The 24,050-nt window shown below is 70.7% G+C and carries 19 protein-coding genes, 2 tRNA genes and 1 pseudogene; 12 read left to right on the top strand and 10 right to left on the bottom strand.

From position 1 onward, the window contains the following. Positions 1–3: 3 nt before the first annotated feature. Positions 4–960: a TAXI family TRAP transporter solute-binding subunit gene (locus tag AB0M39_RS07650; protein ID WP_365361253.1), complete on the bottom strand. Its 957-nt coding sequence runs from the start codon at positions 958–960 to the stop codon at positions 4–6. A gap of 597 nt (positions 961–1,557) precedes the next feature. Here AB0M39_RS07650 and AB0M39_RS07655 point away from each other — a divergent pair. Both AB0M39_RS07655 and AB0M39_RS07660 read left to right on the top strand, forming a co-directional pair. After that, entirely contained in the window at positions 1,558–4,869 is a 3,312-nt protein-coding gene (locus AB0M39_RS07655) for a GH92 family glycosyl hydrolase (protein ID WP_365361255.1), read from the top strand. 52 nt (positions 4,870–4,921) lie between these two features. Further along, complete coding sequence (locus tag AB0M39_RS07660) at positions 4,922–5,377, top strand: VOC family protein (protein ID WP_365361257.1); 456 nt, start codon at positions 4,922–4,924, stop codon at positions 5,375–5,377. A 111-nt stretch (positions 5,378–5,488) separates the two neighbouring features. Here the strand turns inward: AB0M39_RS07660 and AB0M39_RS07665 are convergent, their stop codons facing one another. Continuing rightward, complete coding sequence (locus AB0M39_RS07665; RefSeq protein ID WP_365361259.1) at positions 5,489–6,181, bottom strand: lysophospholipid acyltransferase family protein; 693 nt, start codon at positions 6,179–6,181, stop codon at positions 5,489–5,491. 216 nt (positions 6,182–6,397) lie between these two features. Between AB0M39_RS07665 and AB0M39_RS07670 the strand changes: the two genes are divergently transcribed. The 6 genes from AB0M39_RS07670 (at position 6,398) to AB0M39_RS07695 (ending at position 9,871) form a co-directional block, all read left to right on the top strand. After that, complete coding sequence (locus tag AB0M39_RS07670) at positions 6,398–6,631, top strand: hypothetical protein (RefSeq protein ID WP_365361261.1); 234 nt, start codon at positions 6,398–6,400, stop codon at positions 6,629–6,631. Positions 6,632–6,925: 294 nt separating this feature from the next. Continuing rightward, positions 6,926–7,063, top strand: coding sequence for a lasso RiPP family leader peptide-containing protein (locus tag AB0M39_RS07675; RefSeq protein WP_365361263.1), 138 nt, complete (start codon positions 6,926–6,928; stop codon positions 7,061–7,063). Positions 7,064–7,098: 35 nt separating this feature from the next. Further along, positions 7,099–8,982, top strand: a complete 1,884-nt coding sequence (locus AB0M39_RS07680) for an asparagine synthase-related protein (RefSeq protein ID WP_365361265.1) — start codon at positions 7,099–7,101, stop codon at positions 8,980–8,982. Further along, positions 8,979–9,242 (top strand): lasso peptide biosynthesis PqqD family chaperone, encoded by a 264-nt coding sequence (locus tag AB0M39_RS07685; RefSeq protein WP_365361267.1) that lies wholly within the window; start codon positions 8,979–8,981, stop codon positions 9,240–9,242. The genes AB0M39_RS07680 and AB0M39_RS07685 overlap by 4 nt, the downstream gene beginning before the upstream one ends. A gap of 8 nt (positions 9,243–9,250) precedes the next feature. Continuing rightward, entirely contained in the window at positions 9,251–9,670 is a 420-nt protein-coding gene (locus tag AB0M39_RS07690) for a lasso peptide biosynthesis B2 protein (protein WP_365361502.1), read from the top strand. Positions 9,671–9,793: 123 nt separating this feature from the next. Further along, positions 9,794–9,871 (top strand) — tRNA-Trp (locus AB0M39_RS07695). Between the two features lie 144 nt (positions 9,872–10,015). Here AB0M39_RS07695 and AB0M39_RS07700 read toward each other — a convergent pair. The 3 genes from AB0M39_RS07700 to AB0M39_RS07710 form a co-directional block, all read right to left on the bottom strand. Further along, complete coding sequence (locus AB0M39_RS07700) at positions 10,016–10,693, bottom strand: GAP family protein (RefSeq protein WP_365361269.1); 678 nt, start codon at positions 10,691–10,693, stop codon at positions 10,016–10,018. A gap of 481 nt (positions 10,694–11,174) precedes the next feature. Beyond that, complete coding sequence (locus tag AB0M39_RS07705; protein ID WP_365361271.1) at positions 11,175–11,528, bottom strand: transglycosylase family protein; 354 nt, start codon at positions 11,526–11,528, stop codon at positions 11,175–11,177. A 291-nt stretch (positions 11,529–11,819) separates the two neighbouring features. Further along, positions 11,820–11,893 (bottom strand) — tRNA-Met (locus AB0M39_RS07710). Positions 11,894–12,188: 295 nt separating this feature from the next. Here AB0M39_RS07710 and AB0M39_RS07715 point away from each other — a divergent pair. Further along, positions 12,189–13,337 carry a pentapeptide repeat-containing protein gene (locus AB0M39_RS07715; protein WP_365361273.1) on the top strand — a complete coding sequence of 383 codons (1,149 nt, stop codon included), beginning with the start codon at positions 12,189–12,191 and terminating at the stop codon, positions 13,335–13,337. 346 nt (positions 13,338–13,683) lie between these two features. On the opposite strand, the gene AB0M39_RS07720 is transcribed toward AB0M39_RS07715, so the two are convergent. Further along, positions 13,684–15,885, bottom strand: coding sequence for a LuxR C-terminal-related transcriptional regulator (locus AB0M39_RS07720; RefSeq protein WP_365361275.1), 2,202 nt, complete (start codon positions 15,883–15,885; stop codon positions 13,684–13,686). Positions 15,886–16,431: 546 nt separating this feature from the next. Then, entirely contained in the window at positions 16,432–18,564 is a 2,133-nt protein-coding gene (locus tag AB0M39_RS07725; RefSeq protein WP_365361277.1) for a SpoIIE family protein phosphatase, read from the bottom strand. Between the two features lie 702 nt (positions 18,565–19,266). On the opposite strand from AB0M39_RS07725, the gene AB0M39_RS07730 reads away from it, so the two are divergent. After that, positions 19,267–20,196, top strand: coding sequence for a LysR family transcriptional regulator (locus AB0M39_RS07730; RefSeq protein ID WP_365361279.1), 930 nt, complete (start codon positions 19,267–19,269; stop codon positions 20,194–20,196). 30 nt (positions 20,197–20,226) lie between these two features. Here AB0M39_RS07730 and AB0M39_RS07735 read toward each other — a convergent pair. Continuing rightward, positions 20,227–20,415 (bottom strand): annotated as a pseudogene (locus AB0M39_RS07735) (GNAT family protein); the annotation flags it as partial. 282 nt (positions 20,416–20,697) lie between these two features. Between AB0M39_RS07735 and AB0M39_RS07740 the strand changes: the two are divergent. Both AB0M39_RS07740 and AB0M39_RS07745 read left to right on the top strand, forming a co-directional pair. Then, positions 20,698–21,105 (top strand): hypothetical protein, encoded by a 408-nt coding sequence (locus AB0M39_RS07740; protein WP_365361281.1) that lies wholly within the window; start codon positions 20,698–20,700, stop codon positions 21,103–21,105. 102 nt (positions 21,106–21,207) lie between these two features. After that, positions 21,208–21,699, top strand: coding sequence for a hypothetical protein (locus tag AB0M39_RS07745; RefSeq protein WP_365361283.1), 492 nt, complete (start codon positions 21,208–21,210; stop codon positions 21,697–21,699). Between the two features lie 817 nt (positions 21,700–22,516). Here AB0M39_RS07745 and AB0M39_RS07750 read toward each other — a convergent pair. Further along, the gene (locus tag AB0M39_RS07750; protein ID WP_365361285.1) at positions 22,517–23,314 is read right to left on the bottom strand and encodes a DUF5984 family protein; all 798 of its coding nucleotides are present in this window, start codon (positions 23,312–23,314) and stop codon (positions 22,517–22,519) included. Between the two features lie 51 nt (positions 23,315–23,365). Further along, complete coding sequence (locus AB0M39_RS07755) at positions 23,366–23,911, bottom strand: hypothetical protein (RefSeq protein WP_365361287.1); 546 nt, start codon at positions 23,909–23,911, stop codon at positions 23,366–23,368. Positions 23,912–24,050 lie beyond the last annotated feature (139 nt).

Below are 24,050 nucleotides of genomic sequence, written 5' to 3' on the forward strand. Positions count from 1 at the left end.
GCCTCAGGGGTGCGACTCGCGGTACCAGCGGGCGGCGCCCGGGTGGAGTTCCAGCGGATGCGTGGCGATGGCCGTGCGCCGGTCGAGGCGGCGGGCCTCCGGGTGGGCGCGTATCAGCTTCGACTGCCCCTCGAACAGCAATCGGGTCAGCCAGTACGCCTCTGAGTCCGGCATGTCGCGGCGCACGACCAGGAAGTTCGGCACGCTCACCGTGGTCACCGCGCTCCGCGCGCCGTAGACCACGGCAGGCACCGTGGTCTCGGTGTACAGCTCGCCGTAGGACCGGGTGAGCTCCCCGACCACGTCGCCGAGGTCGACCAGCCGGATCTCGGTGCTGCGGCGAAGGTCGGTGATCGCTCCCGTCGGCAGGCCGCCGCTCCAGAAGAACGCGTCGATCCGGTCGGCCGCCAGCGCGGTCGCGGACTCGCGCACGTCCAGTCGCAGCGAGGTCAGGTCCTTCTCGGGGGAGAGCCCGGAGACCTTCAGGATGCGTTCGGCGATCAGCGCCGTGCCCGAGCCCTCGGCGCCCACGGAGACGCGCAGCCCCCGCAGCGCCTTGGTGCTGCGCACCGGGCTGTCCGCGCGGACCACCAGCTGCACATAGTTGTCGTACAGGGCCGCGAGCGCCGTCACGTGCAGCGGCCGGGAGAAGGGCGCGCGCCCGGCGACGGCGTCGGCAGCGGCGTCGGCCAGGGTGAACCCCGCCTGTGCCCGGCCGGTGTCCACCTGGCGCAGGTTGTCCACGCTCCCGCCGGTGTGCAGCACCCGCGCCGAGGCGTCGGGCAGCCGACGGCTGATGACGTCGGCGTAGCCGGCCCCGTACTCCGCGTAGACGCCGCCCGGATTGCCGGTGGCCACCCTGATCTCACCGGACGGTCGATTCGGCGTGTCGCTCCCCGTGCACGCCGTCGGCAGCAGCACCAGGGCGAGCGCGACGGCGAGCAGGCGTGCCACACGCATGGGACCTCCCTCGACAGCGCACCGGCCGTCCGCCCCGGCCACGGAGACGGGCCGCCGTTCATCAGACTAGCGGCCCCGGGGAGGGGGCGACGGCCTCGTGCTCCCGGCTGGAGCCGCCGCCGCTGGATCGACGATGCCGCCGTTGCGGAGCCCATGGACGGCGAACGGCAGCAGGGCGCCGCGCTCTCGGCGCCGCCCGATGCCCCCATCGGGTCCAAGGCTCCGCACCGAACCGTGGGGCGTTCCCTCATCGCCCGGAAGAGACCGCGCTCCGCCCCCGTCGCTCGGGCCCCTGGCGCGAGGAGCCGAAGCGGGTACAGAGGCAGGTAATTTGACGGTTCCGCAACCTGGCGTGCTGATCCGATGGTTCCCGTAGCGGGCTGACTGTCACGGCGCAGGCGAGCGGGAGTCATGTTCGCGTCGGCGCACCGCGAGCCAGCCGTCCCGTCTCTCCCCGGGCGGGCGGCCGCCCTTGGAGACACCAGGCCGCGCTCGTTCGGAACGGCAAAGTATCCGAAGGGATCCGCCATGACCACGGCACACATCAGCCAACCACCGCGCATAAGACCCGGCGGCCGGCATGCCCGGCGCCGACACGTGATTCTCCTCGTCCTGGCCCTGTGCGCAGCGACGTTCGGCGTCGTCCTCTCGCCGATGCTCGACGGGCGCGCCCACGCGGAGCCGCTCAACCTGACGCAGTACGTCGACCCGTTCATCGGCACCGACGACAGCACATCGCCCGACCCGGTGCCCGACGGCGCCGGCGGCAGTACGTATCCGGGGGCGGTCTACCCGTACGGAATGGTTCAGTTCAGCCCGGACACCCCCGACGCCAAGCCGTCGGGGTACCGCAAGAGCGACCCGAACATCGACCAGTTCAGCATGACCCACTTCGACGGCGCCGGCTGCGCCAACAACGAGAACCTCGGGATCATGCCCACCACCGCGTCCGTCGACTCCACGAACTCACCAGGGGAGAACTGGTCCCGCTTCGCGTCGGAGAAGTCCAACGAGATCGCACACCCCGGCTACTACCGGACCATCCTGGGCGACGCCACCAAGGTGGAGCTCAGCGCCACCCAGCGCACCGGCGCGGCGAGGCTGACTTTCCCCTCCTCAGCCGGCGCCGCGCGGGTTCTGCTCAACACCAGTGGCAACGCCACCGGCGGCACCGGCTTCGCGCGCACGACCGTCAGCGGCGACGAGGTGTCGGGCTGGACGACGGGCGGCGACTTCTGCACGCCCGCGGGTGAGAAGGCCAACGCGTTCCGCATCTTCTTCGTGATGAAGTTCGACCGTCCGCCCACCGGGTTCGGCGCCTGGGAGGGCGGCAAGGTCAGCCAGGCGACCAGCGGCCGGCTGACGAGCGAGGGCGCCGACAGCGGCGGCTTCCTCACCTTCGACGCGGGCAGCGGGAGGCCGGTCACCCTGAAGACGGGCCTGTCGTTCGTGAGCATCGACGGCGCCCGGCAGAACCTGGCCCAGGAACAGCCCGACCAGTCCACCTTCGACACGGTGGAGCAGGCGGCTCTGCTCGCCTGGAACACCAAGCTCAACAGCGTTCAGGCCACCGGCGGCTCCGCCACCGATCTGAGGAAGTTCTACACGGCGCTGTACCACGTGATGCAGAGCCCCAACACGGCCAGCGATCTCGGGTACAAGGACGCCGACGGCAAGGACGTGGGCGCCCGGTACATGGGCTTCGACGGCAAGGTCCACACGGTCCCCAGCGGTATGTCGGCCGTGTACCAGAACTACTCCGGATGGGACGTCTACCGGTCCTGGGCCGCGCTCACCTCGCTCATCGCACCCGACGTCATGACAGACATCGTCAAGTCCATGATTCTCGGCGGGCAGCAGGGCGGTCTGCTGCCCCGCTGGTCGCAGCAGAACACCGAGACGTACACCATGCCGGGCGACCCAGGGCCGATTGTGATCTCCAGCGCCTACGCGTTCGGCGTCCGCGACTTCGACACGGCAGAGGCGCTCAAGCTGATGAAGGAGAACGCAGGGGGCGCCTCCTACGCGGAACCGCGGCCGGACACGGAGAATTGGCCGGACTCCTACTCCTGGTTCCCCGGCAGAAAGATCCGGGACGACTCGGTTGCCTACGAGACCCACGGCTTCATTCCCCGTCAGCCGTCGACATCGCTGGAGTACGCGGCGTCGGACTTCGCCATCGGCCAGTTCGCCAAGGCGCTGAAGGACGGCGACTCCAGCGCCCTCCTCCAGCGCGCGCAGAAATGGACCAACGTCTTCAACCCAGCGTCCGGCTACGTCCAGCCACGCTACAAGGAGGGGGACTGGGTCTGGCCGCTCGACCCGGCCGGCCACCATGGCTTCACCGAAGGCAACGCCTCGCAGTACACCTGGATGGTCCCCTTCGACTACCGGTCCCTGTTCGACCTCATGGGCGGCCGCGCGACCGCGATCCAGCGTCTCGACCAGCACTTCACCAAGCTCAACGCCGGCATCTCGAATCCGTACTTCTACATCGGCAACGAGCCCGAGCACCATGTGCCGTGGGCGTACAACTTCGCCGCCAAGCCCGCGGGCACGAGTGCCGTGGTGCGACGGATCATGAACGAGTTCACCACCGGTGCGGGCGGCCTGCCCGGCAACGACGACCTGGGCGCCACCTCCGCCTGGTACGTATGGGCTGCCCTGGGGATGTACCCGGCCACCCCGGGCGCGGACACCCTCGCCCTGCACGGCCCGCTGTTCTCCTCGGTGCTCGTCCAGCGCCCGGGGGACCGCGACATCCAGATCAACGGCGCCGGAGACGGGCAGTATGTGCAGCGCCTGTCCGTCAAGGGCGACCAGACGAGCCGCAACTTCATCCGGTACCAGGACATCGCCGACGGAGGCACGCTCGACTTCACCATGGGCGCGTCGCCAAGCGCCTGGGGAACTGGTCCTGACGACGTGCCGCCCTCGTTCAACGACGGCTTCACCGCCGAGAATCCCCAGCCGCCCGCTGCGGCGGACCTCGGTCCGAACCTGGCCCGAGAGGGGACGGCCAGTGGCTCGGCGCCGTGCGGCAAGGACCAGAGCCCGGACAAGGCCACCGACGGGGACCTCACCACCAAGTGGTGCTCGACCGAGTCGGCCAGCTACCTCCAGGTCGACCTGGGCACACCGCAGACGGTGTCGTCGTTCGTGGTCAAGCACGCGGGTCTCGGCGCCGAGAACACCGAGTTGAACACCAAGGCCTTCACGATCCAGACGAGCACCGACGGCGCCGACTTCACTCCCGCCGCGACAGTGTCCGGCTCGAGGGACAGCCGCACCCACCACACGCTCAGCTCGCCCGTGACGGCGCGCTACGTCAAGCTGGCCATCACCCAGCCCACCGACAAGACGAACAACAACACCTCGAGCATCTACGAACTGGAGGTGTACGGTCCCATCACGCCACATCAACCGGCGCCTGGGACTCCCGAACCGCCCGACGACTCGCCCTCTGCCCCCGAAACGGCTCCGGCACCGAGTCGGCCTTCCGAACCGGCTGAGTTCATGCTGGTGAACCAGGCTTCGGGACGGTGCCTCGACAGTGCCGCAGGACAGTGGACCTCGAACCCGGGGAGTGCGGTCGCCCAACTCTGCTACACCGCCCAGCGCCCCTACAACCAGGTGTGGAGCGTCACCTCGCGCAAGGAGCTCACCAGCGCGGGCAAGTGCCTGGGCGCCTCCGGCAATGTCGGACGCGGCACTCCCGTCACCATGATGGAGTGCGGCGCCTCGAACCAGCAGTGGACCTTCGACCCCGACGGGACCATCCGAGGCGTGCAGTCCCGACTGTGCCTGGGCCTGGACACCAGAGCCGCCGACAAGAACCCCATCGCCGGCCTTGTCCTCCAGGCCTGCGCCAGTCCGACGGAGCCCGGCCAGAAGTGGAACCGCAGCTGATCCACCGGCACTCCACGGACCGTCTGTCAGACCCGCCTGGGATGCTCCGAGCATGGAGATGACAGTGCAGCTGACGATCGACTGCTCCGATCCGCAGGCGATGGTGACTTTCTGGGCCGAGGCCCTGGGCTACGTTCCTGAGCCGCCGCCGGGCGGGCACGCCACGTGGCGTGCCTACTGGGCGGCGGCGGGGGTGCCCGAGGCAGAGCTGCCGGCTGGCGCCGGGGACATCCCGGAGTCCATCGTCGATCCCGCGGGACGTGGACCGAGGGTGTGGTTCCAGCAGGTTCCGGAGCCGAAGGTCGCCAAGAACCGGTGGCACTTCGACCTGAAGGTCGGCGGGGGCCGTGACGTCCCGCTGGACGTCCGCGCACAGCGGGTCACGGCCACGGTGGAACGGCTGGTCAAAGCCGGCGCCACCGTGCTGGGGATCAAGGACGAGCCGGACATGGGGCTCTACGCCGCGGCCCTGCAGGACCCCGAGGGCAACGAATTCGACGTCGTCTGAGGGGCGTTGCGACGGTGCTGGTCACAGCCGCTCGTTCACGGCTGCGACCAGCACCGTCGCCTCGTGGCGGACGGAGAGCCTGCCGTACCTGGTGGCCACTGCCCGGTGCCTTCAGGCCGGTCGATCCCGAACTCCGGTTCTTGCGGAAGGAGTACGCGCGGCGGGTTCGCCCAGGCGCCGGGCGGCGGTGCGCCAGGCAGCGGTGACGGCCTGGTGTGCGGTCGCGGTCGCCGTCGCGATCTCGGCGGGCAGGTGCAGCGGAGCGCCGACATGGACGTGCAGGAAGGGACGGCGTGCGGGGGCCGTGAGGAGTCCCGCGACCTGCTTGGCGAGGCTGCCGGAGGCGACCCGGCGAGCTCCGGCCTGGCCGATCGGGATGATGGGGGCGCCGGTGGCGGTGGCGAGCCGAGCAGGGCCGCTGCGGAAGGAGGCGGGGGCGGCTTCGGCGGCGTCCTTGCGGGGCGGTATGCGCCCCTCGCCGTAGACGAGCACGTGACGACCCGCCTCGAGCGCTGCCGCGGCTGTGTCCAGGGCGTCGGCTGCGTGGGCGGTGCGGCGGAAGACGGGGACGTGGCCGTCGCGGTCCAGGAGGTGTCGCAGGACGGGGATGCGCCACAGTCCGGCGGTGGCGAGGACGACGGGTTCGATGTCCATACGGCGAAGGGCGGCCAGCACGATGCCGGGGTCCGCCAGTGATGTGTGGTTGGCGACGAGGATGCCGGGAGCCGGGACGGCGACCAGATCGGTCGACGTCGTCAGGCGGCCGAGCGAGGGGACGATGGCGGCGGCTATACGGCTGAGCACGTAACTCCTGTGTTCTGCACGGCGAGGTGATCTTCATCATCTCGCTGCGGCTCGCAGGAGGCCTGAGTCCGCGTACTCATCTGTCCTGGTGGCGCCGTGATCAGGTGAACGGGACACGCCTTAGCCTGGAGGGACCGGTCCCTGGCCGTCATGTCATAGGGCAGCGAGCGCACCGGTTCGTCGCCGTCCCCGCAACAAGGAATCCGGGTAAGCGCCATGGCCTCGCTCGTCTACTTCCGCAAGGTCGCCGAGTCGGACGGCTGGGTCGAGTACGCCTTCGGCTCCGATCTCGACGACATGCCGCGGCGCCTCGTGATGGACCGGGAGAGCCGCAGGGGACGCCCGCTCGACGGCGGCGCCGACTACGCGTTCCTCAAGGCGTCGCGAAAGATCAATGCGATGCGCGATGAGACGTCGCAGTGGCCCGACCGGGGGATGAGCGCCAGCTGACGAGCCCTGAGGACCCGCACGCGCGGCACCAGGCTTCCTCGAGGTCGGGCCACGGCGCGGGCCTCCACAGGCTCGCAACCCCTGCCCCTGACCACACCGGCACCCAGCCGGCGCAGCGCCGGAGCGCACGCCTCAGCACCACGGGAGCTGCCCGCGGCGGGCGGTGGCCCGGGAGGGAGAAATCACTCCATCGGGTGGGAGATGCCGCAGGATGGCGTAGTGCCGAAATGCCGTGGGCACTTTCCGCAGCGGCGTGGGGTTCCACGCCGTCAGCGGAAGCATGGGAGGACCGTCATGCAGTACGACGACGTGTACGAACCACCGGCCATGGTGGAGGTCGGCGACTTCGCCGAGCTGACCCGCGGCGAGGCCCTGGGCGCGTACTACGAGGGCGGGTTCCCGCCCTACGAGTGGTACCTCGGCCCCAGCTGAGCCCGAGGCCGACAGCACATGACGGGTGACGTGCCATGAGCGGTGATGTGTGGTTCACGATCCTTCCGGACGGTGAATCCGGCGTGGCCGCGGCGCGGCTCCTGCGCCCCTGGGCCACCGAGACCATCGCTCACCACTCCGGTCGGCCGTGGCTGCTGGGCAGTTGGCCGGACGGGCTGGTGACGGTGGGCGCGGCGGGGGCGCGGCGAGTCGCGGTGATCGGGCGCTGCCCGGTCACCGTCGAGGATCTGTCCGCGCGGGCGGGGCGACTGCGCGACATCGGGGACGTGGAGCGGGTCGCCCACGGTCTGACCGGGAGCTTCCACCTCCTCGCCTCCGTCGAGGGCTCGGTCCGGGCCAGGGGGAGCGCGTCCGGGGTGCGGCGGCTCTTCTACGCGCAGCTGGGCGGAGTGTCGGTGGCCGCAGACCGGTCGGACCGGCTCGCCGCTGTGATCGGAGCGGCGCCTGACGAACGGCTCCTGGCCGCTCACCTGCTCGCCTCGCCGCTTCCGTATCCGCTGGACGACCTCTGTGTCTGGCAGGGCGTGCGAGCCCTGCCGTCCTTCGACTGTCTGCTCCTCGACGGGGACGGGCGGGCGAGGACCCAGCGGTGGTGGACCCCGCCGGAGCCGCAGCGCGCATGGCGGGAAGGAGTGCCCGCGGTGCGCGCGGCGCTGACCGCCGCGGTGGGCGCCTGCACCGCCGGCGGGGGCACGGTGAGCGCGGATCTGACGGGCGGTCTGGACTCCACGAGCCTGTGCTTCCTCGCCGCCCGGGAGCAGGAGCGGACCCGGCCGGACCAAGCGAGGCTGGTGACGCTGCGCTGGCAGAGCCTCGACCCGGAGAACGACGACGCGGCGTGGGCCGCGCGCGCCCTCGCCCGCCTGCCCGGCAGCGAGCACGTCACACCCGCTCGCGACCAATGGCCCCTCTGGTACAGCGACTTGACGTCTCTCGCCGGCGACGCCGTCCCCACCGACGAGCCGGGACCCTGGGTGCGCGACGGAGCAAGGATGGCGGCGCTGTGCCGCCTGATGACAAGCCGGGGATCACGCCTGCACCTGATGGGAGGCGGCGGAGACGAGCTGTTCAGCACGTTCCCCCCGCACCTGCACGACTACGTCCGGCGCCGTCCGCTGGCGGCGTATGCCCGTATCCGTACGCAACGCGCCTCCCAGCACTGGCCGCTCGGGCAACTGCTGCGCCAGCTCGCCGACCGCAGGACGTTCGGCCAATGGCTGGCCGCATGGGCACAGAGCCTGACCGCCGCCGCGCCTTCCTCGGCCGCCCTGGTCCGCAGAGCCCCCTCGACGGCGTGGGGGGTGGACCTGCGCATGCCGCCGTGGGCGACCCGGGACGCGGCCTTGGCCGTGCAGAGCCTGCTCCGGGAAGCCGCCGAGAGCGCCGAGCCGCTCGCGCCCGAGCGCGGACAGCACACGGCGCTCGCGTGCGTACGGATCGGTGGGCGCGGCCTGCGGCAACTGGATCAGGTGACCTCCCGCAGCGGCCTGGGGCAGGCCGCCCCCTACCTCGACGACCAGGTCGTCGAGGCGGCCCTGGCCATCCGCGTGGCCGAGCGCAGCACGCCCGGCCGGTACAAGCCGGTGCTCGCCGAGGCGATGCGCGGCATCGTGCCCGACGAGGTCCGGCGGCGGCAGACCAAGGGCGAGTACAGCACGGACTTCCACGTCAGTCTGCGCCACAACCGCGCCGCCCTGGTCGAGCTCTTCGACGGCTCGTGGCTCGCCCGGGCCGGACTGATCGACGACGCCGCGGTCCATGCGTCGCTGCTCGGGGTGCACCCCACGCCGGAGGGGCTGCGCTCCCTCAGCTCCACCCTCGGCAGCGAGATCTGGCTCCGTGCCCGCCCCGCCCACACCCGCCCGCCGACGACCGCGATCACTGAAGGAGCGCCGTGAGCCTGACCCTGCGAGGCGACGTCTGCGCGACGGACACAGAGGACGGCATGGTGTTGCTCGACGAGATCAGCGGCCGCTACTGGCAGCTCAACCGCACCGCGGCGCTCGTCCTGCGCAGCCTCATCGACGGCGCGGAACCACCGGACACGGCACGCGCGCTGTGCGACGCCTACCCCCGGCTCACCGCCGAGCGCGCCGGCGCCGACACGGCCTCCATCACGCGTGCGCTGATCGAGGCCCGGCTGGTGGTGCCCGCGTGAGCCAGTCGATGGTGCCCGCCGCCCGCGGCCGCCTGTCCCTGCGCCGCCGTCCCGCCGCCCTCCTCGCCACGGCCGCCGCCCGGCTGATCGTCGCCCTCAAGCCGCACCGCATCCGCCGCGTCCTGTCCGTGGTCCGGCGCGGGGCCGCCCCCGCCACCACCCGGCAGGCGTTCGCCGCCCGCGAGGCCGTCGTCGCGGTCAGCGCGCGCTGCGCCGGGGAGGGCTGTCTTCAGCGTTCCGTGGCCACAGCGCTGCTGTGCCGGATGCGCGGGGTCTGGCCGGACTGGTGCACAGGAGTGCGCACCGCGCCGTTCCGCGCACACGCCTGGGTGGAGGTCGACGGCCTCCCGGTGGGCGAGCCGTACCGGCCGGGGGAGTACCAGCGGATGATGGTGGTGCCGGCCAGCGTGCCGGGAAGGCAGCCGTGAGACCCGGCGGTCCCCGGCCGCGATGAGGTCCTCGGCAGCGAAAGGGCCGGATAGCAGGTAGCGGCGCCCACGACGAAATCCCGTGGCGAACTGGACTCCGGCGATGGCAAGCTCATCTCACGAAGGGGCGTAGCTCAGCCCGGCCAGAGCAGCGGATTCCAAACCCGCACGCCGCAGGTTCGAATCCTGCCGCCCCTGCCACTACAGCTCCACGAGGACGATCCCGTCGACCTTCTCGGCATCGCGGATGGCGGGTTCCGGCAAGCGCCGGGGCGCCTCCTGCTCAGGGGGGACGTACCTGCTCGGCCTGATTACTCACCCTTGAGCCGCCGCTGAGCGACCGTGTCACCGGCCGAGTCCGGTGAGCCCGTCGCCGAGGACGCTGGCGCCCAGGAGGACAAGCACGATCACCATGATCACGGTGCTGTTGGCGACCATGAACTGCCGCACGCTGTCGAGGAACGACGCCGCACGCTGTCCGCCGACGAGTTGGACGACGACGGCGCCGATGACCGTGCAGGAACCGAGGAGCACGAAGACGGCGATGGCCACCGCAAGGTCGCCGTTGTGGGCGTCGGCTTCAACGGCCGACGTGGCGGCCGACGCGGTCAGCACGAAGTTCTTCGGATTGGCGCCCGACAGCAGCACACCGAGACCCAACGCCCGCCCGGCCGACGCGCCGTCCAGCTGAGCCATCCAGCGCGGCGCCTCGACCTCGTCGCCGGCCCGTGGCCGCAGCCGCCATTTGCGCACCCCGAGGACGATGAGCGCGGCTCCGGCGAACACCCGCCCCCAGTCGGCGATCGCCGACGACGCGCTGTCGGGGTCGTCGGCGCCGCCGAACACCCCCACGATGAGCGTGGCCACGATCGCAAGTCCGAGGACCCAGCCGAGGGCGAACAGCGCGCCGTTGCGGCGGCCGTGCCGCCCGGCCAGCAGCAGCACGACGCCGATCAGCGGGAATGGGCTGAGCGCCACGGCGAGCGCCGCCGGCAGCACGGCCCCGATCGCCTGGATCAGCACTGGACGCCCTTCCCACTGCACGCCGGTAGCTCCGAAGTGCCCTGCCAGGACGGTATCGAGCGACACCCCGTCCAGCGGCTCTTGCTCCGCCGTCCAAACGGGTCGTGGTCCGGCAGTTCGCCGGCCGAGACGCGGAAGCCGCACCAGCGCGGCAGCGGGAACCGCGACCTGAACTCGACTGAGTCATGTCCATCGAGCTGCGGGCCGACCGCTTCCCGGGCGGGGCCGGGGAGTGGTCGCATGCAGGTGGCCTGCCGCCGTGACGACCGCGCCGGCGGCGGACTGCGCGCCGGTCGGCAGGCGCTCCGGATGCCATGTCGGCGCGGATCGTCACGGACAGCCGTCAGGCGGCCGTCGAGGACACGCTCCACAGGACCCGGTCAAGCGACGGGCGACGCCGTGGTCATGCGCATTGTGGAGCGGGTCGATGCCCTCCAAGGCGGCCCACCTGACCCCGCCGGCGAGGCCGCCTGCCTGTTCCCTATCGACGGGCGCAGGTCCAAGCACCCATACCCTGCAGCCTGGCCAGCCTCCTGGCGGTGGCGATCTGCTCCGATTTCGTGGCCAGGTCGGCTCGGGGAGCGTACCGACGGCCACCCGCGGCCTCCCAGCTCGACTGGGTGAACTGCAGACCGCCGTAGTGCCCATTGCCTGTGTTGGCACGCCAGTTGCCACCCGACTCGCACTGGGCGATCGCGTCCCAGTTGGCGCGAGGTCTGGAAGAGTGGGCGGCCGCTTCGGCGGTATGGGTCGGTGCTGCCTGACACAAGACCACTGCGCAGAGCAGGGCCAGGATGATGCTTCCGGTTCGCTGGCTGTCTTGGAGACGAGACATCAGTCCTCCTTCGCTGTCCGGCAGACCGGCACCACGTGTCAGGCCAGTCCGCCTACGGCCGTCGAGCCGTGTAGGCAGCACAGCACGCCTCTTTGCCGCCGCCCGGCTTTTTTCGGCAGGCGTCCGGTCGACGCCACCCGTACGGCGGCCGCAGGCGTCGCTTGTACGGCTCACCGTGCCTCTGGGACATGCGCTCTGCGCGTACGCGGGCCAGCGCGATGATCGCGGAGGGCCGGTCGCCATACGACATCGGGCCCCGCGCCTTCGCGCGGGGCCCAATGTCGTCATGAGTAGCGGGGGCAGGATTTGAACCTACGACCTCTGGGTTATGAGCCCAGCGAGCTACCGAGCTGCTCCACCCCGCGTCGGTGAACACAACTCTACGGCACTGACGGCGTGCGTCGAACCAGATTTCGCGCGACGGCCTTTCTGGGACGCATCCGTCCAGGTAGACGGCCTGGCTGTGGCGCGATCCGGTGCCAGGGTCCGAACCTGCCGGCGGCGGTGCCGGCCCTCTGGTGGGCGTGTCGTTCATACGTCACGCTGGCCATCAGCGGGAGAGGGGGAGGGCGTGACGAGGTCGCTTCCTCGCGGCGCTGAGGCCGCAGTCGTCTTGGACTCCGTGATCGCCGACTGGGTCGTCTCGTCGGAGGATCGATCTTGACTGCGGCTGAGAGAAATTCGAGGCTGACTCCGCGCGGCGTCATGCGCTGGCCGCTGGGCCTGCATGTCGCCACAGTGCTGGTGCTGGCCGTGGCCGCAGCGTTCGCCGTCTTGGGACTGCTGTGGCTGGCACTGGGGGCGCCACACGTGCAGGTAGCCGGACCGCTCAAACCCGGCGACGCATACGACGCGATCAAGATCGCATTAGCTGTCGTGGCCGGAACCGGCGGCGTAGTAGCCCTTGTGGTCGCCTACCGGCGCCAGCATCTCAATGAGACCGCCGACGCCCGGGAGTACGAGAAGGCGCTGATCGACCGATTCGGCGCGGCTGCCGAGCAACTCGGAGCCGACCAGCCGGCTGTACGCATGGCTGGCGCGTACGCGATGGCACGGCTCGCCGATGAGTGGCCGCAGGAACGGCAGATGTGCGTCGACGTGCTGTGCGGCTATCTGCGCATGCCACACGCGCCCGACCCACCCACCGACGAGCAGACGCTGACGGCCTGGCAACGCGAGCGGAAGGTCCGTGAGACCGTCCTGCACCTCATCGGCGCCCACTTGCGCGACGACGCCCCTGAATCCTGGCAGGGCTACGACCTCGACTTCGCCGGTGCTGTGATCGACGTGGCCAGCTTCCGCGGCGCCCGTTTCACCGGCGGCGAGATCGTGTTCGCCCAGACGCTCTTCGTCGCCCACGGCAGAGACCAGGTCATCTTCGACGACGTCGACTTCGCCGAGGGCAGCCACGTCTACTTCCGCCTCGCCGAATTCCGCAGCGGCTCCGTCCGCTTCAACCGTGCCGTCTTCAGCGGCGGCTGGGTCACGTTCGACAGTGCCCTCTTCACCGGCGCACAAGTAGACTTCCGCGACGCTGCCTTCGCGGCGGGCGAGATCCTCTTCGAGGACGCTGAGTTCTCCGACGGCCGCGTCGACTTCAGCGGGGCGACCTTCACCGGCAGCACGGTGAACTTCGGTGATCACCACATCCCTTCGATCTACCGAACGGTGTCGGCCGCTCGCTTCAGCGGCGGCGCCGTCGACTTCTCTCAAGCAGCCGACTTCACCCGTCCTCCCCGGTTCGGCCTGCAGACGCTGCCTCCCGGGCTCCAGCTTCCTTCGGGCACTGCCATCGCCGACCTGCCGTGATGAGGCGATGAGGAAGGTCCGGCGCGTTGCCGCTTGCCTGGCCGCTCTTCGGCCGTGAGCATCGCGCGGACGCAGGTACGCAGACATGCAGGCACGCAGGTATCCGAGCAGGTAATTCTGCGCTGCCGTCCAGAGTGCTCAAGCCCCACGCTTGGAGCCCAAGACCGCCTTCCTCGCCTGCACGCCGGCCACCGCTGGCCCTTGGAGACCACGGGACGACAGGGCGCGGAAGCTCACGGTCTCGGAAGCCGCCCCCAAGCGCCGAAGAGCCGTTCGGGGGCGCGTTCCGACGAACCCTCGAAACTCCCCGCCGGCCGGGGCGGTCTGTTCGGGGCGGCCGGGAGAATCAGAGGCGGGGAATGTGCTCCTGCGCCCAGGTGGCGATCTGGGTGCGGGTCGTGAACCCCAGCTTGGCCAGGATGCGCTGGACGTGTCCCTGCGCGGTGCGCGGCGAGATGACGAGCTGGGCCGCGATCTGCTTGTCGGTCAGGCCTCGAGCGACCAGAAGGACGACTTGGCGCTCGCGAGGAGTGAGCACGGTCGCCGGATCGTGCTCCGGAGGGGCGGGTGGCGCGGGAGGCTTGTTGAGTGCGCGCGCGATGGCCTGCTCCATGGTCAAGGCGGCGCCCGACCGCATATGGGCGGTGAAGCCCTCCTCGCCCAGGGTCTCCCGGAGCAGAGCCTCGCACTCCGCGCGATGGTGGAGCAGGCGTCCGACACCGGGCAGTATGGCACCGACCTTCTCCCAGGCGTTCTGCGCCGCGCCCAGCAGCTCCGCAGCCTGCGCGCCGTCCCCGTCGCTCGCGCGCGTCCAGGCCAGCACTTCCAGGCACTGGGCCACGGCCAGCCCGTTGAACGCGGGCTGGCCGGTGCTCAGGCTCTCCTGGAGGTGTCTGACGGTGTGCAGAGTGTCTCCGTTCAGCCAGCTCTGGAGTCCGAGGAGCCACAGGGTGAACGCGCGGGACCACTGAGCGCCGTGGGCGTCGCACAGCTCCAGGCACTCCTTGCCGAGGGCTGCGGCGCGGGGGTCGGCGGCAAGGCAGCAGGCCAGGCTGAGCAGGTACAGGGTGGCCCAGGTGTCGCCGATGTCCCCGTGGTCGCGGTACAGGGCGAGGGCTCGCTCGAAGACAGGGATGGCGCGCGCGAAGTCGTCCTGGAAAAGGGCGGTCAGAGCGTCGAACTGTTCGGCGTACGCCTGCGCCAGCGGGTCGTCGAGAGCCTGCGCCAACGTCCGGCAGTCCGCGAGCCGGACGTGTGCCGAGGCAGTGTCGCCGCGCAGGAGAGCCAGCCATCCGTCGGCCCACAGGGCCTTGAGTCTGGCGAGGCTGGGCGTGGCGTCCGATGCGAGCGCCCGGCCCAGCCAGTGCCGCTCTTCCTCCAGGCTGCCCGCGCCGAGGCGGTGGCACCACAGCGATCCGGCTGTCTCCAGACCGGCTTGGGCCTCGCCAGGTTCGGTCAGGCAGTAGTCGAGTGCGGTGCGGAGATTGGGCCGCTCCTGGTGCAGGCGGGCGAACCAAGCCGTCTGCGCTCCGGTGAACCACTGGGTCTCGGCTCGCAGTACGAGCGCCTGGTAGTAGTCGCGGTGGCGGCGGCGCAGCTCCCGGGCAGCCTCGTCGGTCAGCTTCAGGCAGCCGTACTGGCGGAGGGTTTCCAGCATGCGGTACCGGGCGTGCTGCTCCTCTCGGACCAGCACGGACTTGTCCACCAGGCCCGCCACGAGGTCGAAGACCTCCTGCGCGGCGAGGCCGGATCCGGTGCACACCGACTCGATCGCCTCCAAGTCGAAGGCGCCGGGGAAGACGGAGAGTCTGGCCCAGAGCAGTTGCTCCTTGGGGGCGCAGAGATCGAAGCTCCAGTCGAGGGCCGCGCGCATGGTCTGCTGGCGGGGCAGGGCGGCTCTGCTCCCCCCGGCCAGCAGCTCGAACCGGGCGCCCAGCCGTTCCAGGATCTGCTCGCAGGTCAGTACCCGCAGCCGGGCGGCGGCCAGCTCGATGGCCAGCGGAATGCCGTCGAGGCGACGGCAGATCAGGGCGGCCGTCCTGCCGTACTGAGGGGGAGCGCACTCTCCCAGCGACGCGGCAGCCCGGTCGGCGAACAGGTCCAGCGCGTCGCTGAGCCCGGCTTGCCCGGCCTGATCGACCGGCCTGGGGTCGTCCGGGTCGGGGGCGGCGAGCGGGGGCACTGTCAGCAGGCACTCTCCCGCGACGCCCAGAGCCTGGCGACTGGTGGCGAGGATATGCAGGCCCGGTGCGGCCGCGAGCAGCGTGTCGGCCAGGACTGCACAGGAGTGCAGCAGATGTTCGCAGTTGTCGAGCACCAGCAGGACGCGTCTGTCGCGAAGGTGAGCGCTCAGTGCGGCCAGCGGCGGGCTGCCCATGTCGTGGTTCGGTTCGAAGGCCGCCAGCACCGTGTGCGCGAGCAGCTCTTCCTTCTCGACCGCGGCGAGGTCTGCCAGCCAGACGCCGTCGGGGAAGGACCGTCGTACCTGCGCCGCCAGCCTCAAGGCGAGCCGGCTCTTGCCCATGCCGCCCGGGCCCGTGAGGGTCAACAGCCTTGTGCGCGACAGCAGTTGCCGGGCACGCGACAACTCGGCGCGTCGGCCGACGAAGCTCGTCGTCTCCGCAGGAAGATTTCCGGACTCTCTGCGCGTCCCAGCCACCCGTGGGCCTCTTCTCTTGTGCATGTGCGTCACCGGCTGGAAAGGCTTGCCGGCCAGGCGCGGAGTCGCGACCGGTGGGCGGTGCTCCGTGGGAGGTCAGGCCGACCTCGGCCGCAGGACCGACGGCGATCTGGTCGTTCCATGCGGTCCGCGAGTCGAGCGGCGGTCCTCGTGGGCCCGGCCGCCCGACGCTCAGAGCCTCAGCGCCCCCGGGGTAACGGAGCGATGAGACGGCCGGCTCGCGCCGCGTCATGGAAGCCAGTAAAGCATCCTCACCACTCCAGGATCGCCGAACCCCCTTCGTTCCACGGGCTGTTACCTATCTGATGGAAAGGATTCCCAGTCCGCAGGCGCGAACTGAGAAAGGTTCAATGGAGCCGATGCGTACACGGACAGTCAGTCGTGCGAGACACCGGTCCGCTGCGGTCCAGGCGTTCAGTCGCCGTTCTCCTGCGGGCGGATGAGGAGGAGGGCGATGTCGTCGTGGCGGGGCGCGGACCGCTCGGCGTGGCGGACGAGGGCGTCGGCGATGTGGTCCAGGTCCTGGCTCTGAGCCTGTGCGAGCTGCTGGGCAAGGGCGTCGGTGGTGTCGTCGATGTCGACGCCGGGGATCTCCACGAGTCCGTCGGTGTACAGGGCGAGCACGGCGCCGGGTGGGAGGGCGATCTCGGTGGTGGGGTAGTCGTCGGCGCCGGGGTCGATGCCGAGCAGCAGTCCGGGCGGCAGGCGGAGGACTTCGGTGCGTCCGTCGGGGTGGCGGAGCAGGGGCGGGGGGTGTCCGGCGGTGGCGAGGCTGGCGCGGTGGTGTGCGAGGTCGAGCCGGGCGATCAGACAGCTGGTGAACAGCCCGGCGTCGAGGTCGGTGAGGAGGCGATTGGTACGGGCGAGGAGTTCGCCGGGGAGCGTGCCGGCGGTGGCGTGGGCGTGGACGGCGGTGCGGACCTGTCCCATGAGAGCGGCGGCGCTGGTGTTGTGGCCCTGGACGTCGCCGATGGCCGCCGTGATGGCGGTGCCCCGGATGAGGTCGTAGAAGTCGCCGCCGATGTCCATGCCGTGGCCGGCGGGCAGGTAGCGGGCGGCGACGTCCAAGCCGGGGATGTGGGGCAGAGCGTGGGGCAGCAGGCTGGTCTGAAGCGTGTGGGCGAGGGCGTGCTTGGCGTCGTAGAGGCGGGCGCGGTCCAGGGCTTGCGCGCTCAGCCCGGCCAGGGAGGTGAGGATCGCGCGCTCGCCCGGAGGGAAGGACCGGGGCCGGTCGTAGGAGAGGACGAGAGAGCCGATGAGCCGGCCGGAGGTGGTCAGGGGCAGGAAGGCCCAGGCGTTCCTGCCCTCGTAGCGGGGCGCGTCGGGGTAGGCGCGCTGGAAGTCGGCGAAGGTGGGGAAGAAGGCGGGTTCGCCGGTGGCCAGGACACGCGCGGTCGGGGTGCGCGAGGCCAGGGGCGTAGCGTCGAAGCGGGCGATGAACTCGGCGCTGTAGCCGCGGTGGCCGAGGACGTGCAGTCGGCCTTCCTCGACGGTCATGAGGGCCAGGCCCTGGGGGCCGAAGGCGGGCACGATCTGGTCGGCGACGAGTTCGACCACGTCATGGACGCCTACCGCCTCGGCGAGAACGGCCGCCAGGTGGGTCAGGTGGTACAGCGCGACCGCTCCGACCGGTTCGCTGGACGGTGAAGCCTGCTGGGGCGTGGCGACCTCTTGCGGGGTGTGCGTGGCGAGTGTGATGTGGACGCTGATGCCGTTCTCACCGGGATAGAGCTGGAAGAGGAGCGGTGTGTCCGGGGGACGTACGGCGGTGAAGAAGGTGGGCTGGCGGGTGATCACGGCCGCCCTGTAGCGGTCTTCGCAGAGCGGATCGTTCAGCCACGGCAGCACTTCCCAGGGGCGGTTGCCCAGGAGGGAGGCGGCGCCGGCGCTCACGAGGTCGGAGCCTGCGGAGTTGATGAAGGTGAGCCGGCCGTCGAGGTCGAGTGCGCAGCAGCCGACGGGAAGACGTTCGGTGAAGCCGAGTGCGGCCATGGCCTGGGCGGGGTCGGCCTCTTCGAGCCGCGAGGGGAGAATGCGAGGCTCCTCGGGTGGCAGAAGCGGACGGCCGTGGTCGGCGGCCTGCTCGAGGAGAGCTGCCGCTTGCCCGCAGAATGCCGTGATCGCCTCGCGTTCGTCCGGGCTGAGCTGCGGCGGGTGCCAGACGGGCCACAGCAGCGCGATGCCGCCCCACACCAGGGCGCCGCCGGCGATGGGGGCCGCGGCGAGCATGAAGTCGTACGGCAGCACGATGCCCAGCTGCGGGTAGCGGCGGGCCACTTCCTCCTGGCTGGCCAGCCACACCAGGCGCCGCTGGCGCATGGCGTCCGTGACCGGGGTCGTTGCCTCCGCGTAGACACGCGCCCAGGGTGCGGCGATCTGCCGGGAGACGCCGGACAGCAGCGCGAGCCGCAGCAGCCGTCCTCCGGGCGGCAGGAGGTAGAGCAGGCCGGCCGATGCGCCGGTCTCGCGCACCAGGTCGGCCATGAGGGCTTCCAGGCGCTCCCCACCGAGGCCGGCTTCGACGGCAGGGCCCACGGGCGGTTGCATCGCTCTTACCCGGCCCTGGCGGCGGGCGCGGTAGCGGCTTTACGCGTACGAACGAAGCGGCTGGCCGCCTCGGCGCTGATTCCAGGCCCTGCGCCGATGTGTGCCCAGCCGGTCTCTGGCTGCTGGTCCGCGCGTACCGTCGACCGGTCCAGCTGTCCGGCCAGGTCCGGCTCGAAGGCCGCGGTGCTGTGCCATCCCGCGGGCAGCGTCGGCGAGTGCGGCTCTCGAATCCGCTGGGCGACGGCGTGTACCTCGAAGACCGGGAGCCCACCTGCTGCGGCCACCCCATCCCGGGCCGTGGCCGTCTCCTGCCGGCGTGGGCATGCACGCCGGGCCGCCCGCCGGTGCGGCGGCTGGCAGAACCGGCGGCCCCATGCGGCTGGCAGGAGGAGCGGAGCTCCGCACCGGCCACACCGAACATCACCCATATGCGGACAATATGCCCGGGTGGCTGTGACGGCATTCTCCCAGCGGCTGACCGCGCTCGACGAGTGCCTGCACGGTTAGGCAGGGGGAAGACGCACGGCGTCCGAGGTTTTCAGCGAAGAGTGGTCGGCACCCGTCCGGCGCCCTCGCACGGTCCGGATCCGCGTGAGGGAACCGGACGGGTTGCCGCCTGGGCCCAGCAATGATCTTCCTGGAGCCTGATACTCAAGTCAATCCTTGGGTTTACTTCCTTCACCCAAGGTATAGCTTGGGTTCATGACTCTGGACGACCTGCGCGTGTTCGTGGCTGTGTGCGCGGCCGGGAGCCTGAGCGCCGTGGCCCGGGATCTGGCTTGTACTCAGTCGGCAGTCAGCCAGCATGTGAAACGGCTGGAACGCGAGACCGGCATGAGCTTGCTGGAGCGCCAGCCACGGGGTGTCGTGCCCACGGCCGCAGGGCGCATCCTGTGCGACGCCGCAGCCGACGGCATCGCGGGCCTCGACCTCGCGCTGCGTCGACTGGGTGACCTGGCGAACGGGGAATGCGGCTCTGTGCGGATCACGACCGGCGGAACGACCGTGCGGCACTTCATGGCCGAAGCGATCGTCTCCTTCCGCAGGCGCTACCCCAAGGTGAACTTGGAGTTCCAGACCGAGGCCTCCGGCCGCCGCTGCTTCGACGCGCTTCTGGGCAGCAACCTGGACCTGGCATGGATCACCATCGGCCGCCCGGTGCGCGGCATCGAGCAGCGGCCGGTCGTCGAACTGCCCTGGGTGCTCGCCGCGCGAGACGACGACCCCCTCAGCGCCAGATCTCGCATCGACGCCTCCGATCTTGCGGGCATTCGCCTGGTACGGCTGCCGCCGAACTCGACCTCCGGCGCCCACCTGGACGCCGCTTTCGCCGAGCTGGGTATCCGCGCAGGCTCCGACACGAGCGTCGCCGACTGGGACACGGCCCTGCTGTTGGCCGAACTCGGCCTGGGACACGCAGTCGTACCCGCGGTACCCGCAGCGCCGGGCCACGTCGACGACGGCCGACTGCGTCTCATTCCCATCCCCTCGCTGCCGCCGGTGCCGGTCGGCTGGGCGGTACGCCGCTGGGACGCTCTGCCGCCTCTCGCCCGCGCCTTCGCCGACACCGTCGTCCGCGACTGTGCGAAGAAGGCCATCGGGACGAGCCTGACCGCGGATCCCGCTCCGTAGAAGTCGCGTCGTACGGAGGGTCAGCGAGGATCAGCTCTGTCGGACACGGGCGTGCAGATGCATGTCGTGCCAGCCGTCCGCATGCCGCGCGGCTCCTCGCCGGATGCCCTCCTCCTCGAAGCCGGCCTTGAGGGCAACACGGCATGAAGCCTGATGGGCGATCGAGTGCTCCAGCTCCAGGCGGTGGAATCCGGCCTGCTCCAAGGCCCAGTTCGTGAGGGTCACGACCGCAGCTTCGGCATCGGCGAGCTGTCAGGGACGCAGCAACACCGGCTCCGATCAGCAGAGTCGGCTGATCGAAGCCGGCGAGAGCACCGGCGGACAGCGCGGGGGAGACCAGGGAAGGCGTGATCGGCATTGTCCGACTGCGGCTGTCGGAGGGGAGACAACGCCGTCCGGGACGTGTCCGGGACGCGTCCGGGACAGGCCGGACAGAGCGTGGGCCGCGGTCTGCGTGGTCATAGTGGGCCTACCCCATCTGAGAGCAGGTGATCACAGATCATGTCTGTCCGTGCACGTCTGGTTCCCCTCGCCGCTGCGGCCTCCCTGGTCGGAACAACCCTCGCCATGGCCCCCGCCGCCAACGCGGCAGCCTCCGGTGCGCAGTCCTGCTACGGCTCCGCCAGCAGCTACTCCAAGCCGCAGGGCCCCACGGACTACCCGGCCGGAGCCCTGCTGTGGAGCTCCGGCGCCTGCAACGACATCAACATCAAGCCGAAGACCAACCGGTACGTCCAGGTCTGCATCGAGAACGTCCCCGGCGGCACGCTGGAGTGTCCGCATCCGGATGACTTCGTGTACGCCGCCGAGGACGAGTGGACCGTGGTCGAGCCCAACGTCGCCCCCGGTACCGCCTTCGTCTTCCGGTTCCGTTCCACGGCGCGGTCCAACGGCAGTTGGGCAGCCTAGGCGTCCTGTCCGTCCGGTTCCGCGAGCCGACACCGCGACCGGCCGGTCGCGCCGCCACGGAGTGAGCCGTTCAACTCGCAGTCGACAAAGGAGTCTTCCACTATGAAGTCCTGGACACTCAAAGCCGCCACCCTGGCTGGGAGCGCCATGCTGGCGGCCACCGCGGCCACCGCGGCCACCGCTTCGGCGCAGGCCGCGCCAGCACCGTCCAGCAGCACGGTCCAGATCGAGAAGACCCCCGGGGATGTCACCCGGACGGGCGATGGCTGGTGCCACTTCACCCATTGGGGCGGCAGCTTCTACTGCCTGGGGAGGGCCAACGACGTCGTGATCTGGCAGAAGCCCGACGGATACCCGCAAGTCTTCGTGCTCGGCACCAACCGCGCCGTCTACAGCCGCTGGTCGACGGCGTCCGGAGTAAGCAGCTGGTACGACGGGCTGCGAGGCTCCTGCAAGCCGGACCGCGGATTCGACTCAACGGCCAGTGGCTGGTCCATCACCATCGCCTGCGTGGGCGACGACGGTGGCTGGTGGCACAACACACGCAGTACCAGCGGGTCCTGGTCCGACTGGAAGAGGGGGAAGGGGTTCTAGTCGTGTCGGGGACCGTCGCCGTGTCCTCGGTACCGCGTTGTCGGTGGGCGGGCTCGCACGGTATGGCCTCTGATACGCCAGTAGGTCCTCGTGATGCTGGGCTTCAGCAGCCCCGCGCCGGCGAGCGCCGCGCACCAGCCGGAGGCCTCGGTGAGCCAGGCAGGCCCGGAGCCCGACGGGGACGACGATGGAGGTCCGACCGGTCCTGTGGGGCCGACCGGCCCGGCAGGAGCCACTGGGCCCACGGGTGCGACCGGGCCGGCCGGACCGACAGGCCCGCAGGGAGATCCGGGTACACCGGGCGCGACAGGTCCTGCCGGAGCCACCGGCGCCACAGGCGCTACCGGTTCGGCGGGTCCGCGCGAGGCGGTCACCCTGACCGAAGCCATCGCCGTGGGTGGTGGCCTCACTCGTACTCCGGTATGCCCGGACGGGCTGGAGCCCGTATCGGGCGGCGCACAGTCGGGCACTACAGCGACGGACATCGGCCAGTCGTACCCCAATGCCGCAGCCAACGGCTGGACCACCAGCGTGACGAACAACTTCCCCGTCCCCATCGACGTCGTCTGGTACTCCGTCTGCGAGACGCCTGCATGAGGCGCACGGGGCACGCCCCCAAGATTCAGGGCCGGCCAGGACGGCACCGTAGGCGCAGCTCTGGCCGGATCGCCAGGTGATCCACCGGCCCCGGCAGCCTTCCGGGCTGCCGGAGCCCGGGGTCTGACGCCGGGTCATCGGCGTGATGACCGACCAGGTCAGGGGTACCGGCTGGGAGACGACTGCGCAGCCGCGCCGCGAGCCGGCTGCCTGCCCGCGCTCAGTCCTGCGCCGCTGCCTCAGGGGTACGGAGCATGCGCGCACCGATCCGTACGGTGTCCCAGTCCGTACCCGGCTCGCGGTCTCGTGCACGCTGCAGCCAGGCTGCCCGGTCCCGTTGCTCGCGGCGCAACTGCTCCACGTCCACGTGCACACCGGGCAACGGCCCAGACTGCTCCAGCTCGCTGATGCGTTCGTCCATCGCGGCCAGCAGCGCCCGGTCCAGTTCGGTCACCGCCGCGAGGAACTCGCCCGTCGGCATGGTCACCCGACCTGTCTGCGGGCCGGCGAACTCGATCACGCCTTCCGGGTCCGCCTCGTGCTCCCAGGCGACGGTCACGGTGTCGTCCTCGCCGACGACGGTGCGCCAGCAGCGGACGTCCGGGGCGACTCGCAGATAGTCGGTGTACAGATAGCCCGCGCCGTGCCACGTCAATGCGGCCTCGGCCTCCGGCGCGTCGAGCCATGTCCAGTCCGGCGAGTGGTCGGCGGCGACGCCCAAAAGGTCCTGTGGCACCGGCTCCATGGCGTCCGACACGAGCGCGAGCACGTCCTCCCACAGGCGGACGACGAAGTAGTCCACATACGGGTGCGGACGGCTGCCGTCACTGCTGTCGCGGAGTTCGCGGACGCTGCGCTCGGAGTAGCGCAGCACCTCGTGGCCGTCGAGGTCGATGCAGTACCAGCCGGCGGTCAGCCCGAACCAGTGCAGTACGGGTTGCTCGCCGCCCCACGGCCTGACCTTGTCCAACGGGGTCAGTCCGAAGCGGAAGCGAAGGGGAGGGTCGGTGTGTATCACCCGTCCAGTGTCCCAGTAGCTGCTGCACCGCAGGGAACCCCGTCTCGGCGCTCAAGGCCGCCAGCGAGGGGCCTGGTCGTCCGGGTCGTCCGGGCTCGCGAAATGGAAGGGGAGGGAGAGATGGGAAGCAAGGGCTCTGCCGACTCTGTCGGCCGCTGCCGCTGACGGGTGGAGCGGGCGGAAGTCCTCATCGCCCAGGTGTCGTACGGCCGTTTTCCAGTAGATGGTGGCCAGCGGATGCTCGCCCGTGGGGTCAGCGGTGACCGCCAGCAGGTTCACGAACCAATCGTGGACGGTGTCGCCGTCCCAGACGGCCTCGATCGCCACGACGCGGCCCGGGGCGCCGGCGGCACGGGCGGCGAGGGACTCCAGATCGAGTGGGCTGTCGGGCGTGCGGGCGACCCTGTCGCCGTGGTGGAGGTAACGGTCGTGGACGACGAGTTGGGCATCGTTGAGCCCCAGACCGCGAGCGCGGCCGGCTTCCCAGACGGTGCGGATCGCCCGCATCCGGGCGTCCTGGAGGACGTACCCGTCGACCTGCTCACGGATGCCTGCCGGAAGCAGCTCCCACCACTCGGCGGTGTCGGTGTCAGTCATTCAGAATCTGCCCGTCTCCTGTGCGGTCCTCACGAAAGACCGACCGAACACCACTGTAAGCGCTGAATGTGCCCCCACGGCGGGCCCCCTCATCGGGCGGACGCAGGGGAGTGCTGGACGAGCATCCGCGCGTGTGGAC

The organism is Streptomyces sp. NPDC051907 (assembly GCF_040681075.1).
Taxonomy (GTDB): Bacteria; Actinomycetota; Actinomycetes; order Streptomycetales; family Streptomycetaceae; genus Streptomyces.

Excerpts from the sequence above, each read along its gene's own strand:
- AB0M39_RS07650 (WP_365361253.1), bottom strand. The coding sequence starts at position 960 with ATGCGTGTGGCACGCCTGCTCGCCGTCGCGCTCGCCCTGGTGCTGCTG.
- AB0M39_RS07660 (WP_365361257.1), top strand. The coding sequence starts at position 4,922 with ATGGAGATGACAGTGCAGCTGACGATCGACTGCTCCGATCCGCAGGCG.
- AB0M39_RS07670 (WP_365361261.1), top strand. The coding sequence starts at position 6,398 with ATGGCCTCGCTCGTCTACTTCCGCAAGGTCGCCGAGTCGGACGGCTGG.
- AB0M39_RS07675 (WP_365361263.1), top strand. The coding sequence starts at position 6,926 with ATGCAGTACGACGACGTGTACGAACCACCGGCCATGGTGGAGGTCGGC.
- AB0M39_RS07680 (WP_365361265.1), top strand. The coding sequence starts at position 7,099 with ATGAGCGGTGATGTGTGGTTCACGATCCTTCCGGACGGTGAATCCGGC.
- AB0M39_RS07690 (WP_365361502.1), top strand. The coding sequence starts at position 9,251 with ATGGTGCCCGCCGCCCGCGGCCGCCTGTCCCTGCGCCGCCGTCCCGCC.
- AB0M39_RS07705 (WP_365361271.1), bottom strand. The coding sequence starts at position 11,528 with ATGTCTCGTCTCCAAGACAGCCAGCGAACCGGAAGCATCATCCTGGCC.
- AB0M39_RS07725 (WP_365361277.1), bottom strand. The coding sequence starts at position 18,564 with ATGCAACCGCCCGTGGGCCCTGCCGTCGAAGCCGGCCTCGGTGGGGAG.
- AB0M39_RS07730 (WP_365361279.1), top strand. The coding sequence starts at position 19,267 with ATGACTCTGGACGACCTGCGCGTGTTCGTGGCTGTGTGCGCGGCCGGG.
- AB0M39_RS07740 (WP_365361281.1), top strand. The coding sequence starts at position 20,698 with ATGTCTGTCCGTGCACGTCTGGTTCCCCTCGCCGCTGCGGCCTCCCTG.
- AB0M39_RS07745 (WP_365361283.1), top strand. The coding sequence starts at position 21,208 with ATGAAGTCCTGGACACTCAAAGCCGCCACCCTGGCTGGGAGCGCCATG.
- AB0M39_RS07755 (WP_365361287.1), bottom strand. The coding sequence starts at position 23,911 with ATGACTGACACCGACACCGCCGAGTGGTGGGAGCTGCTTCCGGCAGGC.